This is a genomic window from Arsenicibacter sp. R0_47 (genome assembly GCF_057652235.1).
The window spans coordinates 766,911-781,044 of sequence record NZ_JBYFCJ010000001.1; the positions used below are offsets into that span (position 1 = coordinate 766,911).

The window sequence follows — 14,134 nt, forward strand, 5'->3', positions numbered from 1 at the left end:
AGGCTTTTTCTTATAAAAAATAACTAAACATTTAGTTTTAAAACTAAGTTATTAGTCTAACTTTACATCAGAATTCAAACAAGGAATCATGCAAGTACGCGAACTGACAAAAGCTGAAGAAGAAATCATGCGCGTTTTATGGCGGTTAGAACGGGGCTTCGTAAAGGATGTCCTGAACGAACTGCCTGATCCTAAGCCTGCTTATAATACGGTATCGACGATTATCAGGATACTGGAAAAGAAGGAGCTGGTCGGCTATACGGCCTATGGTAAAACGCATGAGTACTTTCCGCTAATCACGGAAGAGCAATACCGTCGTTTCCAGACGGAACAACTGATGGCAAATTACTTCGATAATTCGCTGAAGAAGCTGGTATCGTTTTTCGTGAAAGAAAAAGATGTCAGTTTAGGCGAAGCTGATGAAATCATTAAACTCCTGAACCAGACAAAAGAGCCATGACCATCTTCGAATATATGCTGAGGGCTAACCTCTTCCTGATTTTGTTCTATGCCTGCTACTGGCTTTTCCTGCGCCGGCATACGTTTTTCGGCCTGAACCGTGCGTATCTGATCGGTTCGGCGCTGGCGTCGTTTGCCCTGCCGCTGATTGAGCTGCCGCAGGAAACGGTGCAGACCGTAACCTTACCGATGGCAGTCGCAACACTACCGGCCATCATTATTCAGCCGGAATCGACCGGGCCGGACTGGGAACTGATTGGCTGGGTGGCATACGGGATGCTGGCCTTATGGATGCTGGGGCGTCTGGAGGCGCGCACCATGAGCCTGCTGCAGTTTATCCGCCGCTCCGATCAGCAGCCGATGGATGATTATACGCTGGTGTGGCCCCGTGACCCCAAGACGCCGACGTTTTCGTTTTTCCGCTATCTGGTTATGAACCCGTCCGATGCGCAGGCGGAACCGGTACATCGTCACGAACTGGTGCATATCCGGCAGTGGCATAGTATTGATGTCGTCTTTTTTGAAGTTCTACAGGCTGTATTCTGGTTCAACCCGATTGTCTGGTGTTACAAGCAGTCGATCCGGCAGGTACATGAGTTTCTGGCCGATAAGGAAGCTGCTAATGAGCAATACGCCGCCTATCTGGTCGAATATGCTTTTGGTGTTAAGCCCGACGGACTGACCAACAGCTTTTTCAATAAATCACAACTTAAAGCAAGAATTACGATGCTACGGAAAAGATCCACAAGCCGCTGGGCATTGGGTAAATACCTGGTAATTCTGCCGCTCGCTATTGGCTTACTGGCTATGACAACGGCAAAGGATCAGCTGAACGCCCTTGTCGGACAACAGGCAACAAAACAAGGCCCCGTGTTGGGGCAGGTAAAAAACCAGCAGGGCCGCGCACTGGCCAACGTGAGCGTGATTCTGAAAGGAACAACGACCGGAACAACGACTGATGGTGAAGGCATGTTTGAACTGAAAAACGTACCGGATAACGGCGTGCTGGTGTTTAGCTACGTTGGTCTGGGGACAACTGAGGTGGAAGTTAAAAGCCGTAAGCTGATCAATATTCAACTGGCCCCGTCGCGGCAAAAGCTGGACGAAGTCGTGGTGGTTGGCTATGCTATGAAACCGGCTGCAACGACTACTGCTGCTACGTCACCGGCAACAACGACAAAAAATAACGAGGTATTTACGGTTGTCGAAGAAGCACCGACCTTCCCGGGCGGAACCGGTGCCCTGGGACAGTACCTTGCTAAAAACATACGTTACCCCGCTGAAGCGCACAACAGAGGTGTTCAGGGTGAGGTACAGATTCGCTTCATTGTGTCGGAAACGGGCGCTGTACGTCAGCCACAAGTCATACGGGGCATCGGCAGCGGCTGCGATGAAGAGGCCCTGCGGGTTGTATTAGGCATGCCACGCTGGAATCCGGGTAAGCAGCATGGGAATCCGGTTGACGTAGAGTATGTCATACCGATCAAATTTTTGCTGGAGGGAGAAGGCCGTAAGGTTACCGGTAAAGACACAACCGGCTGGAATCCGATGGGAAATGAACGGAAAGTGATCCTTGAAGGAACAGGTCACTTCGCTGGTAGTCAACAGCCAACAATTCAGTTAAGAGGAGTTAGCCCGCTTGGGAAGCAGCCACTTTATCTGGTGGATGGTGTAGCGATTGACGACATTGACATGAAGAAGCTGGATCCGAATACGATTGAGAGCATCAGTGTATTGAAAGGCGTGTCAGCAACAGCTGTCTATGGTGAAAGAGCTGTTGATGGCGCAATCATCATAAAAACTAAAAACACCGGCTTCGGAATAAAGAAATAAAACTAATTCCTTACCCTTAAATCATCCATTGACCATGAAAAATAACAATCCGCAGGTTGACCCGAACATTGTGCCGGGCTACGAATTAACGAACGCGTTTTTGTCGCCGTCGCAGCTGAAAGAGCGGCTCCGGATGCTGACTACAGCACCAACGCAGAAACGAGCCATGTGGCGGTATGCACTGATTGTGCCGGTTGTTGCCCTGCCGATGCTCTATCTGGCGGCCTGTGACCGGAAGGAGAAAGATCTGGTAGGCTCGGGCCGTAAAGCGGTCGTGGAAACACCGGCCAATGAACCGGCAATTATAAAAGGGAAGGTAGTGGGGCCGGATGGCAAACCATTGCCGGGTGCTATAATTGAACTGGTTGGCTTGCAAAGCGGTACATCAACCGATGCGGATGGCAACTTTGTATTCCGGTTACCGAAGCGTCAGGTCAAATCGCAGCTGGAAGTATCGTTTCAGGGCTTTCCGTCGCGGCGCATAACGGTTCAGCGATCGGGTATGTTCATTATCTCACTGGGCAATGATGCGGCTGTGGTTGAAGAAAGCCTTCCGGTTACAGATAAGACAGAGCAGAAAGGTACATTGACTGTTATTGAAACACGGAAAGATGTCTTTACAGTTGTAGAGCATCAGCCCGAGTTTGTTGGTGGTATGAAGGCATTGTCTGCATACGTAAATGATAACCTGAACTACCCCGAGGCAGCCAAACGCGCAGGCGTTGAGGGTAAGGTCTTCCTGAGTTTTGTGGTTGATAAGGAGGGCGGCATTCATGACGTTAACGTACTGAAAGGGCTCGGCTTTGGATGTGATGAAGCGGCGATACGCTTAGTTTCTAAGATGCCTGCATGGAAGCCCGGCAGGCAGGATGGCAAATCAGTTGCTGTGAGATATAACATTCCGATTCAGTTTACACTGAAGTAAACAACATAAAAAAACGGCACTCATCATCGGAGTGCCGTTTTTGTTGTTAGTCTTTCATCAGTTTTCGTATGACGTTCCCCTTAGGCGTTTCGACCGTCAGGATATAAACTCCGGACGGCAGCGTGGCCAAAGATAAATGCGCTGTGGTGCTGCGGGTAGCGGGCTTTTCATGGCGCAATACGCTGCCGGAAAGGCTCGTAAGTGTCAGTTGCTCAATCGTATGACCGGCGGGCAACTCCACCCATACATCGGATTTCGACGGATTTGGATAAAGCTTTACGGCCTCCTGCCAGGTTGGCTCCAGCCCTAGAATGGTCATGACCGTGAACGAGCGCTCAACCGGTGTGGCGGCATAGAATTCGCCGTTGCCTTCCTGATAAGCGCGGACAGTAACCGTACCCGGACCGGTAACCGATACCTTATTGCCTGTGATCTCGGCGGGGCCTGAAACAATGGCAAAGCTGACGGGAAGTCCCGACGAGGCGGTGGCTGCCAGCGTAAAGGCCGGATCGCTGGCATAGCGGTTGGACAGGGTATTAAAGGTAATCGACTGATTGGTCCGCGTAGGAATTGTCCGCGTAGCCTGCGTGTACCAGACCGGCCATTTGGCATTATTGTACAGGTTCAGGAGCGAACCGCTTGGGGTGATTTTGTCTGCCGCCAGGTTGATGCCACCCACATCGCCCCGGTCATTCGGGCCAAGTACGTTAAATACGAGGCGGTTGTCGAGCCGCGAATAGCTCGGGAAACCCAGCGTGTTGTTTTCGTAAATCAGTTTTAAATTGCCTTTGTTCAGGTCGGCGGCCAGCACATAATACTGCTCCGAAGAACCATCTGAGTAGAAGTAGTCAAAGGACACAATGTCGGGTGAGTTTTTCGAATACGACGGATTCCCGACGCTTTCGCCTTCTTCCAGGTCATTGAACAGTTTCTCAACGGCGCCATCACCGAAATCGTTTTTCGCACCGTCCCAGGCACGTAGGAAACCTACATCCCAGTAATCAATCGGCTGGCCGTCGGCGCTGTTAAGGGCATTATAGCCGTCATAGATGATATACTCGCCGGCATGGTCCCATTCAAACGAATCGGCATACCGCACCGCGCCTGTTGCCACGCCTTCGGAGTAGGTCGGATTATAGAGCTTAAACTGTTTCCATTGCTTTTTAGTAAAGCTGTAAACCCAGATCGAGGCATCCTGTTCGTCGCTGAGGGCGGCCAGTTTGGTGCCATCGCGGGAGATCGCCACGTTGCTCCAGCGGGGTTCATTCTGGATCATGCTTTCGGTCGGTGTACCGGTTAGGCTAACGGCGCGTATCCGTTTATCGGCCGACACAAAGTAGGCAAACTGCCCGTTGTCGGTAACGCTCGGGCGGTGCCGGAGGCCTTGCACGGTTTTGAGGTCAAACTTAGAGCCGCTTGTGACCACCGTCGTGGAATATAGCTTGCTGTCGCTGCCGTAGAGCAGCAGCAGATCCTGACCCTGTGCCACGGGCGCATCCGGTTTGTTCGTTGGCGTCGTTGTGGTACTTTCCACAATCCCGACGGCATCAAACGCCGCTTTGGCGGCCGTAACCTCGGCACCGGTTGCGCCATACAAATCGCCGGTCGCTTTGATGACCGCCAGCCGCAGATCAAGGAACTTAGAGGTCCGGGTCAGGTACGTTGTCAGGGCGCGGTAATACACCTTCTCCGCCTTGTCGCGGCCGACGCTGTTGTTGGTCGCAAAGAGGTAAAACGCGTAGTTCGGAATACCGCTGTTGACGTGTACGCCCCCGTTGTCGCCTTCTTCCGTGACGGGCAGTGATTCATACTGGCCCATCGTTTTCGGCTGATAGCCCCGCGTACCTTTTCCGCCCTGATTCGGGTTCGACATGCTCCGGAGCGCGCCCGATTTGAAGTAGGCCGTCTGCACCACATCCTCACCAATCGTCCAGTCGTCGCGGTCGATCATTACCCCGAAAATATCGGCAAATGACTCGTTCAACGCCCCCGACTGGCTTTTGTATTCCAGATTGGCCGTGTTTTCGATCACACCGTGGGTCATTTCGTGGCCGGCCACATCCAGTCCGCCCGCCAGCGGTTTAAACCCGAGCTGCCCGTTGCCATAGCCCATGAATGCACCGTTCCAGTATGCATTGTCAAGGCCCTTACCGTCGTCGTCGGCCAGGTTAATGACCGAAATAATGGTGCCGCCTTTGCCATTGAGTGAGTTGCGGTTAAACGTTTTCTGATAGTAATCAAAGGCAATGCCTGAGTTGTAATGCGCTGATACAGCCGTCGGGGTCCAGTTTGTATTGTTGGCGGACGTAAGCTGGTACATCTTGGTATTATCGCCGAAAGTATTCTGGGCGTCAATGGTCCAGAGCGCACCCACCGGGCTATCGGGCAGTTTCGAGGTCTGTCCGTTATACATGCTCCGGGTCGCATCGATCATGTAGTATTTCGTACCCTGCAAATAAGTCTGCAACGTGCGGGTGGTGCCGTTCAGATCTTTGGCCGTTGCCTTGACCGGCCCGTCGACGCCGCACGTGTGGTTATACTTCTCGATTACAGCACCGGTCTGAGCGTCAATCAGGTACTGCCAGCGTTCGAGCAGGTTGGGCCGTACAGTGACGGAATACGCCAGTACCGCGCCACCATCCAGCGGATACAGCATCAGTTCTCCTTCCGATGGCTTCAGTTTCAGGAAATTATCGCCGAACGACCGTACCAGCGAGTGCTTCCGGACATCCCGCAGGGCGAAATCACCGGCCTGTACCGCCGTAAGCTCCGGCTTAGTAGCCGTACCAGCCGGAATGGTCTGATAGCGGCCGTTGACCAGCTCAACAGTCTGGTCGGACAGGTGCGCAACCAGCTCACCGCCGTATACCGGAATCCCCTGAAAGGTCTGGGTTAGCCGGACGTGGGTTTGGCCCAGTTCATCCGTAAGCGTTTGTTTGAGGGTAAAACTTTCTTCTGCACGGTTGATCCGCAGCAAGCCCTTAACCTGATTCAGGAACTGGAACGTAGTAGCTTGCGCAGCGGCGGGAGTAAGCGCCCGCCGGCCGGCTCCGTTCGCGGAGGTTTTAACCGCGTTGCGGTTTTCGATGTAAACAGGTAGCCCCGTCGCTGAGTCGCGTACCACCCGCAGGCGCAGCGGCTGCACCGACATTGGGCTGGTGCCCGTAGCCGCCAGCGTTTGCCGGCCGGGGCGCTGCTGTGGTACCGGAACCTGACCGGCATGCAGGATTTCGGCCAGCCCGGGTTGGGCAGGCGTAGCTTTCCGCTTCGAATCAAAGCCTTTGCCCGGCGTTTGTCCGTAAAGGGGTTGTATGCCCGCCGTCAGCAGCGCGGCCAGGAGCCAGGAAGCCGTAAACCGGAGGGAGGAGTGCTGGTTTGTAGACAGTATTTTCATCAGTTGTTGTTGTTATTTCTTCCGCATCATGGCCATAAACGAATCGTAGAATTTCGGATAGCTGACTGGTGGTTTCTGTTGTGCATCGCCCCAGACGACACTGAACTCCTGCTTGCCTTTTTTCCACCGGACAGACTTGTATAGATTACCGGGATGGTTAAATGAGGTCGTTTTGATCTGGCAGGTTGTTTCCAGCGCCGAAAAGACACGGCTGGTGTTGGCGCGTGTCTGCACGCCAAGGAGTGTATAGACCGAATCGGTGCTGCCTTTGGTAAAGAGCTTACCGTCGTCGAGCAGGTAATAGCTGATGCTCCGCCCTGTGAAGCCGCCGCCGCTGCCCACAATGATCTGGCGTCCCTTATACGTAGCCGGTGTCGCAGCCTTTTTGGTGGTTTGCGCCGAAACCGTGATGGCTACAAAGCAGAAAAGCGCAGCGAGTAGTTGTTTAGTCATCGTATTCATGTAAAATGTTGAAAAAGAAAAAGGGAAACCGCCGAAACAGTTTCCCTCCGTTACTATCGCCCTGTCCGGCGCTCAGGGCGTTGGTTTACCGTACGTTTCTTCGTAAAGATGCACGCGCTTGCCGAAGAGCGTATGTCTGATCCGGATGAACAGTAAATTATCATAATCCAAATGCTCAATTTTAGTCATGGACGGTTTGGTGCCCAGCCCCTTTGCGATCTCCAGAATGGTATTGCTGTGGCCGACCACCAGTACGCTCCGGTCGTCCAATTTAGCTAAGCGGCTGATAATGGTACTCGTCGGGGCGGCCGGATATTGAGTGAACGGCAAGGCATTTAGCGAAGCGACGGGCATGGTGAGCAGGGGTGGTTATCTGGCGGCGATACGTTCATGTGGCAGGGTATAACCGGCTTTTTGTCGGAGCTGCACCAGTTCCGTGTCTTTCTGTGTGACTTGCTGCCGAAGGCGTTCTATTTCGGCGTCTTTAAGAGATGACACCTGCTTAAGGCTTTGAATAAGCTCATTGTAAAGCAAATGAGCCTCAATAGTGAGTGGAGGCAAACCGGGGGGATTATCGTGGGTAATAGTAATTGTCGTTTTTTCAGGTATTAAGTCAAGCGGGCTAATATGAAAAATATCCGCTAAGCGAGGCAGCATTTCAATTTTGTACAGGCTACGGTCTGATTCCCAGCAGTTGTAGGTACTAACGGCAATGTTAAGTTTTTCGGCAATCTGTGTTTGGGTGAGGCCATTTTTCTGGCGGAAATGTAAAAGGCGTGTTCCGTAAGTCATGGAGGTGATAAGGTTTGGATGGATGAACATGATGTAAATGTAATACAAGGGTGTTTAGGTAAGTACAGAAGTATTGTTTTTTTTTTTTTTGAGTTAATTTTCTTGATAATCAATGCATTAATTGATGATTTCTTTTCTTTAGAAAATTATGCTTAGTATAATTTTATGATTCACTATAAAAAAATTCGGAAAACGCTGTGCTGATTTTCGGAATTTTTTAGAGCTATCCGGCGGATTTGGATGAGTTTTGTGTCAAGGTTAACATTCAGTCAATTATGGCGCAGACGCTACTCTATTCAGGCAGACCAACAGGGCCCACGCCGGAACCTGTGTCTCTACAGCCCGCCGGAACAGGTATGGGTGTAAAGCCAGTCGTATTGGTAGTACCTGCGTCGATTCGGAGCCATGTGTTGCCTTCCCTGTATTTAGCCGATATTTTGTCGGAGACCTATGAGGTTGTGTATGCGGTGACGAATGACACCCTTGCCGAAATTGTCACCCAAAATGGCTACCGTGTGGTGCGGAATTCAGAATGGCGGGTGGGGTATAACCAGGAGAGTGGTTTTCTGGTATCTCAAAAACAAAAACTGACGTATAGACGTCTGCTGAAAGCCTATCGCACGAATGAACTTTATGCGTTTCGGCAACGGGAGTTATATGCAGTGGTCGATGAGCTACGTCCGGCAGCCGTTATTATCGACCTGTTTGCCTGTACCGATTTTTGGGTATTAAATCCGCGTAGGGCTGAGTTTTCGCTGCTGTTTTTCAACCCCATGCCTTCGACGTATCGGGTTGCCGGTTTTCCAACGGTTTCGGAGGGTTTCTGGCCGGCAGCTCAAGCGGAAGCGCAACCAAAAATGCCGTGGACGGAACAGCTTATTCACTGGCTACGACGCCCTGCCGTAGCGCTAATGCAGGAGACGGTACGGCGGCATCGGCAGCAATTACAGGTAGTGGCCCAAAGCCTGCCCGATTTTCCCGTCGCTCCCGAGGCTACAGTTACATTACTGATAGCCAATGTGCCCGAAATTGTACTGGCTCCGCTGGCGTTTGAGTTTTCGCCGGCAATTCGCAAACCCAATCAGCACTACCTGGGCCTGTGTATGCGCGAACACCGGCAGGATACCGAACTCGACCCGGCCTTCGCGGCCGCATGGCCGCAGATCAAAAATCGTGTCCGCGAAGGGCAACGGCTGATATACTGCAGTTTCGGCACGTATTATCAAGGCCCCGACCGAACGCTGTTAACGTTTATCGAAAACCTGCTGGATGTAGTCCGTGAATTAGCCGATGTGCAGCTGATTTGCTCGGTCAACCGGCTGGTTATCGAAACCGTCAGGGCGTGGCACCGGCAACCCGGCAATGTGTATTTTTTCAGCCGTGTACCGCAGTTGCCGGTGTTGCAGCAGGCCGATGTGTTTATTACACACGGCGGTTTCGGGTCGATCAAAGAAAGCATCTATTACGAAGTACCAATGCTGGTCTATCCGCTCGACCCGCACTATGACCAACCCGGAAATGCCCTGAAAGTAGCGTATCACGGGCTGGGGCTGCGGGGCATGTTTCAACACGAACGCCGCGCAGACCTGGCCGGAAAACTCCGGCAACTGCTGGAAGAAGACACGTTCAAAGCCAATATCCGGCGGTTTAAAGCAACGTGTACTGAAAAAAGCGAAACCATCCTTACCCTGTTAACCGATACATCTGCTCTTTCGGATTCCCGGATCCGAAAGTCAATGAGTGCGGATGTCAAATCTGCCTAAACCTGTTAACCCATACCGGCCATGAAGCTAACCTCCGTTGAGAAAAATGCGTACGATGCCCTGGCGTACCTGATTCAGGCGACTGACTTGCCCGTTACGGCAACATCCGTGAAAGAACAACTGTATCTGCACCCCGATTTCCCGTCGCTGCTGGCGATGAGCGATGTGCTGACAGAGTGGAAGGTGCCGAATCTGGCAACCCGGATTTTTCGGGAACAGCTTACCGACATACCGCTACCGGCTATGGCGTATCTCGAGGTCAATGGCGGCTATTTTGCGCCTATCCGGAAAGTAGCCGCCGGACAGGTCGAGTGGCTCGATACCAACCGGGGCTGGCAAACCGAAAGCGTGGATGAGTTTTCGCGCAAGTGGAACCATATTGTGTTGCTGCTTGAGCCGAACGAACGTTCCGGCGAAGCTGATTATCGCCTGAAAAAGCGTGAGGAGCTCCTCCGTAATGCGCGTGTGCCGGTTGTGATTGTGGGCTTGCTGCTTTGTGTTGCCGCGTTGAGTAAACTGTTCCTGCCCAATATACTGCCTGGCGATTGGGCCTTAATGGGTTTACTGCTGACTAAACTAGCAGGTATCGGAGTAACGGCCTTGCTGCTCTGGTACATGATCGACACCAACAACAGCCTGCTCCGGAGCCTGTGCAGTCTCGACAACCGGACCGACTGCAACAGTGTACTGACCTCCAACGCGGCTAAACTATGGGGTTGGCTGGGTTGGTCCGAAATAGGGTTTACCTACTTTGCCGGGAGCTTTATTGCGTTACTGATCGGGCCTGACACCGGGCAATTATCCATAGGGTCGTGGCTGTTAGTGCTCAATGCACTGGCTTTGCCGTATACCGTGTATTCCGTTTATTATCAGTATGCCATTGCCAAATCGTGGTGTACGCTCTGTTTGCTGGTGCAGGCCCTGTTGTGGGTGGAGTTTGCGCTTGGACTGCCACACTGGCAAGCCGTTACCCTTTTGGTAGATGGGTACACGATAGCTGCTCTGGGATTCTCCTTTCTGCTGCCGGTGGTGATTTGGGTTTTGCTGAAGAAGCCCCTGCTGGAAGCAACACAAGTGTTTCCGTTACGGCGTGAGTTGCAACGGGCCAAATTTAACCCGGAATACGTCGAAAGCCTGTTTGCGCGGCAACCGCAGATGCCCCCGATTTTTGACGACATGCGGGTCGTGACAATGGGTAATCCTGATGCCGGGCATACGCTAACCATAGTGACTAACCCGCTCTGTGGCCCCTGTCGACGGCTGCACCCTGATCTGGAGGCCTTAGTGCGTCGTACGGATGCTGTAAACTGTCAGTTTGTGTTTATCGGCTCGCCGGCTGCGGTGCCCGTTACGCAAAAGCTCTTGAGTCTTTCTCCTGACGATGCCGAACGAGCCATGCACTTGTGGTATATGGGTAGTTACCGCGATGCCGCAGAGTGGAGCAAGGCACTAAGCGACACTACCAACTATACCGATGTCGTTGAGCAACTACGCCTACACGTCCGTTGGTGCGAGCTGGCGCAGATAGCGGGAACGCCAACGCTTTACCTGAACGGGCGGCAACTACCGCTCGCCTACACCCTCAACGATGTAGAAACCCTGTGCCGCATACTACAGGCGGCACCTCAACCAACGGAATTGGCCGATTCACATAAATCAATTGTTTAACGATTAGCTAAAATAACTTCTTATGTTTCAAAAATTGTCATCTTTTTCAGTAAATGCTCTAACGAAAGAACAAATGCGCTCAATAAAAGGAGCAATGGCAACAGTAAAGTGTAACTGCGCTAACGGTAAGTCTTGGTCTGGTATAATACATACTAGCCAAGATGCTAAGATATTTAGTTATTATAACTGCGGTTCAGGGGTACAGTTTAAATGCTGGCATCTTGGGCCAGATGGGAAACCAATTTAATTTATAAAATATAATTTATCCTTTACAGGTAAAGGATAAATTATATTTTATAAATATTTAATAATGATTCGGATTGTAAAAATAAAATTTTTATTGTTAAATTAGTTTTAAGTAAATGTCTTTTGAATTATGAAAAGATTATTTCGAGATTTAATGAAATTATTCTTTATTATAGTTCTTCCTATCATTGTTAATGCACAGGCTAAGAAAATAGATATAACAAGTGACTCTTATCCAATCAGTATAGAAATATTACGTCACCGTGATCCGTTTCACCGAGAGTCAATCAGAAAACTTACATTAAGTAAACCAATAAGTTTTAGTTTAAATGTAGAAGACATTGATACGTACATACTGACTCAAGAAGGTAGTAGTAGATTTTTAGTATTTATTTGGGATGAGGATATTAAAATTTACCTCAAGGCTGATAGCCTTGATAAATCAGAGATATTAATGTCTCCATTGACTATAGAATTGAATAACTATGAAATATTAGCAGAAAAAAAAGTTTTTAGCCATTTGCGAACTATTGAAAAAAAAATAGATATAATGTATGATGAGCAAAAACACAAGAATATAGATTCGCTGGCCGTAATCCAAAAACTACAAAAGCAGAGAACTCAAATGATGAATGCATTGAGTGATAATTATAGCCAATTCGCAAGAGATTATCTTAGAGAATATCCAAAATCATTTATTGGTATTTATATGCTACATTTTATGGAGATAATTCCAACAGAATCGGATAAAAAGATATTAAAAGATATGCCTGAAGAATATAAAGTAAACTATAGATATAAAGAACTCATGGAACGTCGCTGACCCGAATTGATAGGAATTGTTTTGACTAAGAAATTGGCCGATTTACATAAATTAATTGTTTAACTTTTAAAGGATACAAAATCATGTTATCAAGATTTGCTGATGCTGCTCTGACTAGGAGCGAAATGAAGAATGTAAAGGGAGGTGGGAATTGTGGTTCAAAATGCTATTGGAAGAATGGCGCTATGGATTCACAATGGAACTTAACAATGGCGAAAGCTAAAGAAGCTGCCACTCAATGTGCTCTGGATGGTGGAAGAGGCTACTGGTGTTGTGCTAGTTGCTAATGTTTAATTTTTAGGCTGGGAATGGTAAATATATTTCCAGCCTAAATGTAATTTTTTTTCAAATGAAAATCTCCTTTTGCTTAGTTGTTACTATATTGCTGTTATTTCAGCCTAAAAATATTCAAATAAAGACAAGTGAAATAGAAATAAATGTATTGGACAACCCATTAGGAAACGAGCTTCGTGTACTGGAAGTGGGTGGAGATGATTATAATTTGCCTAAAGGATTGTCAATAATTCCTGAATCTTCAGCTATTTATGATGCTGATTGGCAGCATAAAACAGTTTTTTTGTTGCCAAATATTAATTCTTCAATTTATTTTACTAAAGACAAGGACGGCTTTTGGATTGGCAAAGATAAAAATGGTAAAGATTTATATGAGGTTAATTTTGATGTAAGCTATAGAAAAAATATTGATCCTATCAAGAGGGTATCTTGGGGTAATATCTTTAATAATATTAAATATATTACAAATTTACATAGTAGAGATAAAGCGATTGTAGATTATTATAATATTAAAAGAAGTTATCTAGGAAAATATGTGGATAAATTTAAGTTGAATGATGAATCTTTTGAAAAATGGAAATCTCAAATATATTATGAAGAGATTGCCACTAGAACAGATTTGGATAACTTTTATGGTAAATTTCCTGAACAATATTTAAGATCTTTATTGAAAGGTATTTATCTGGATAATGAAAAGGATTTATTCTTGCCTAGTTACAGAAAAACACTTTGGAATATACTGTATTTGAAATATTACCTAAAATATGGAAATCAAGAAATACTTCTAAAGTCAATTTTTGAAATAGCTAGCTCTGATTTTTCAGGAAGTGACAAGGATTATTTGAAATTTTATTTATTAATAATTGCTTTAGATAGCAAAAGGAATATTAAATTTTCTAAAGATATTTACAAGACGCTTCTTGATAAATTTATTAATGAGAGCAAAAATAGCTATTATAAAGAATATTTAATAAAAAATAAACTGCCAGATAATTATCTGAATACAAACGAACAATTAATGAATTTGAACCAAGAAGTAGTTAATTTTTCGAATCTGTATGATAAAAAATCTATAATATACGTGGATTTTTGGGCTTCTTGGTGCGCTCCATGTCGTGCTGAAATGCCTGCTTCTAAAAAGCTATATGAAGAATATAATAAAAAAGGGGTTGATTTTCTGTATATTTCTATAGATGATAATCCTGCTGCTTGGGGACGAGCAGTAAAACAACTTAATTTGCCTAAAGAAATAAACTATTTAATTTTAAATACAAAAAAATCTCAGTTATTGAGGAAATATAATATTAATTCAATTCCGAGATATATAATACTAAAAGATGGAAAAATAATTTACTCTGACGCCCCGCGACCAAGTGATAATAGAATACATAGTATATTTGATTCAATACTAAAGATTTAATACAATAAAATTAGGTATATTTTTTAATGAAATAGTGTATATATCATTGGCTTCG

At 47.7% G+C, this 14,134-nt stretch carries 12 protein-coding genes; 8 read left to right on the plus strand and 4 right to left on the minus strand.

What is annotated here, in order from left to right; genetic code table 11:
• Nucleotides 1-88 precede the first annotated feature (88 nt).
• From AC23NW_RS03045 to AC23NW_RS03055, 3 genes are read left to right on the plus strand one after another with little or no spacing between them, the layout of a single operon-like run.
• Nucleotides 89-460, plus strand: a complete 372-nt coding sequence (locus tag AC23NW_RS03045) for a BlaI/MecI/CopY family transcriptional regulator (protein WP_293834839.1) — start codon at nt 89-91, stop codon at nt 458-460.
• Nucleotides 457-2,292, plus strand: a complete 1,836-nt coding sequence (locus AC23NW_RS03050) for a M56 family metallopeptidase (RefSeq protein ID WP_487447608.1) — start codon at nt 457-459, stop codon at nt 2,290-2,292. The genes AC23NW_RS03045 and AC23NW_RS03050 overlap by 4 nt, the downstream gene beginning before the upstream one ends.
• Before the next feature lie 34 nt (nt 2,293-2,326).
• Nucleotides 2,327-3,217 (plus strand): TonB family protein, encoded by an 891-nt coding sequence (locus AC23NW_RS03055; protein ID WP_487447610.1) that lies wholly within the window; start codon nt 2,327-2,329, stop codon nt 3,215-3,217.
• 46 nt (nt 3,218-3,263) lie between these two features.
• Here AC23NW_RS03055 and AC23NW_RS03060 read toward each other — a convergent pair whose 3' ends face one another.
• From AC23NW_RS03060 to AC23NW_RS03075, 4 genes are all read right to left on the minus strand, one after another.
• Nucleotides 3,264-6,611 (minus strand): M4 family metallopeptidase, encoded by a 3,348-nt coding sequence (locus tag AC23NW_RS03060; protein WP_487447611.1) that lies wholly within the window; start codon nt 6,609-6,611, stop codon nt 3,264-3,266.
• A gap of 12 nt (nt 6,612-6,623) precedes the next feature.
• Entirely contained in the window at nt 6,624-7,064 is a 441-nt protein-coding gene (locus tag AC23NW_RS03065) for an FAD-binding oxidoreductase (protein ID WP_487447613.1), read from the minus strand.
• Nucleotides 7,065-7,145: 81 nt separating this feature from the next.
• A complete protein-coding gene (locus tag AC23NW_RS03070; RefSeq protein WP_487447615.1) occupies nt 7,146-7,427 on the minus strand; it encodes a hypothetical protein in 282 nt (93 codons plus the stop codon).
• A 15-nt stretch (nt 7,428-7,442) separates the two neighbouring features.
• Nucleotides 7,443-7,865, minus strand: a complete 423-nt coding sequence (locus AC23NW_RS03075; protein ID WP_487447616.1) for a helix-turn-helix domain-containing protein — start codon at nt 7,863-7,865, stop codon at nt 7,443-7,445.
• 275 nt (nt 7,866-8,140) lie between these two features.
• On the opposite strand from AC23NW_RS03075, the gene AC23NW_RS03080 reads away from it, so the two are divergent.
• From AC23NW_RS03080 to AC23NW_RS03100, 5 genes are all read left to right on the plus strand, one after another.
• On the plus strand, nt 8,141-9,628 hold the full coding sequence (locus AC23NW_RS03080) for a glycosyltransferase (RefSeq protein ID WP_487447617.1): 1,488 nt from the start codon (nt 8,141-8,143) through the stop codon (nt 9,626-9,628).
• 21 nt (nt 9,629-9,649) lie between these two features.
• Nucleotides 9,650-11,296, plus strand: coding sequence for a vitamin K epoxide reductase family protein (locus AC23NW_RS03085; protein WP_487447619.1), 1,647 nt, complete (start codon nt 9,650-9,652; stop codon nt 11,294-11,296).
• 376 nt (nt 11,297-11,672) lie between these two features.
• The gene (locus tag AC23NW_RS03090) at nt 11,673-12,365 is read left to right on the plus strand and encodes a hypothetical protein (protein ID WP_487447621.1); all 693 of its coding nucleotides are present in this window, start codon (nt 11,673-11,675) and stop codon (nt 12,363-12,365) included.
• A gap of 83 nt (nt 12,366-12,448) precedes the next feature.
• Nucleotides 12,449-12,652: a TIGR04149 family rSAM-modified RiPP gene (locus AC23NW_RS03095; RefSeq protein WP_487447622.1), complete on the plus strand. Its 204-nt coding sequence runs from the start codon at nt 12,449-12,451 to the stop codon at nt 12,650-12,652.
• 62 nt (nt 12,653-12,714) lie between these two features.
• On the plus strand, nt 12,715-14,079 hold the full coding sequence (locus AC23NW_RS03100) for a TlpA family protein disulfide reductase (protein ID WP_487447624.1): 1,365 nt from the start codon (nt 12,715-12,717) through the stop codon (nt 14,077-14,079).
• The last annotated feature ends 55 nt before the right edge of the window (nt 14,080-14,134 follow it).

Bases quoted from the DNA above. Each gene is read 5' to 3' on its own strand.
- AC23NW_RS03045 (WP_293834839.1), top strand. From the start codon at position 89: ATGCAAGTACGCGAACTGACAAAAGCTGAAGAAGAAATCATGCGCGTT.
- AC23NW_RS03050 (WP_487447608.1), top strand. From the start codon at position 457: ATGACCATCTTCGAATATATGCTGAGGGCTAACCTCTTCCTGATTTTG.
- AC23NW_RS03055 (WP_487447610.1), top strand. From the start codon at position 2,327: ATGAAAAATAACAATCCGCAGGTTGACCCGAACATTGTGCCGGGCTAC.
- AC23NW_RS03060 (WP_487447611.1), bottom strand. From the start codon at position 6,611: ATGAAAATACTGTCTACAAACCAGCACTCCTCCCTCCGGTTTACGGCT.
- AC23NW_RS03065 (WP_487447613.1), bottom strand. From the start codon at position 7,064: ATGACTAAACAACTACTCGCTGCGCTTTTCTGCTTTGTAGCCATCACG.
- AC23NW_RS03070 (WP_487447615.1), bottom strand. From the start codon at position 7,427: ATGCCCGTCGCTTCGCTAAATGCCTTGCCGTTCACTCAATATCCGGCC.
- AC23NW_RS03075 (WP_487447616.1), bottom strand. From the start codon at position 7,865: ATGACTTACGGAACACGCCTTTTACATTTCCGCCAGAAAAATGGCCTC.
- AC23NW_RS03080 (WP_487447617.1), top strand. From the start codon at position 8,141: ATGGCGCAGACGCTACTCTATTCAGGCAGACCAACAGGGCCCACGCCG.
- AC23NW_RS03085 (WP_487447619.1), top strand. From the start codon at position 9,650: ATGAAGCTAACCTCCGTTGAGAAAAATGCGTACGATGCCCTGGCGTAC.
- AC23NW_RS03090 (WP_487447621.1), top strand. From the start codon at position 11,673: ATGAAAAGATTATTTCGAGATTTAATGAAATTATTCTTTATTATAGTT.
- AC23NW_RS03095 (WP_487447622.1), top strand. From the start codon at position 12,449: ATGTTATCAAGATTTGCTGATGCTGCTCTGACTAGGAGCGAAATGAAG.
- AC23NW_RS03100 (WP_487447624.1), top strand. From the start codon at position 12,715: ATGAAAATCTCCTTTTGCTTAGTTGTTACTATATTGCTGTTATTTCAG.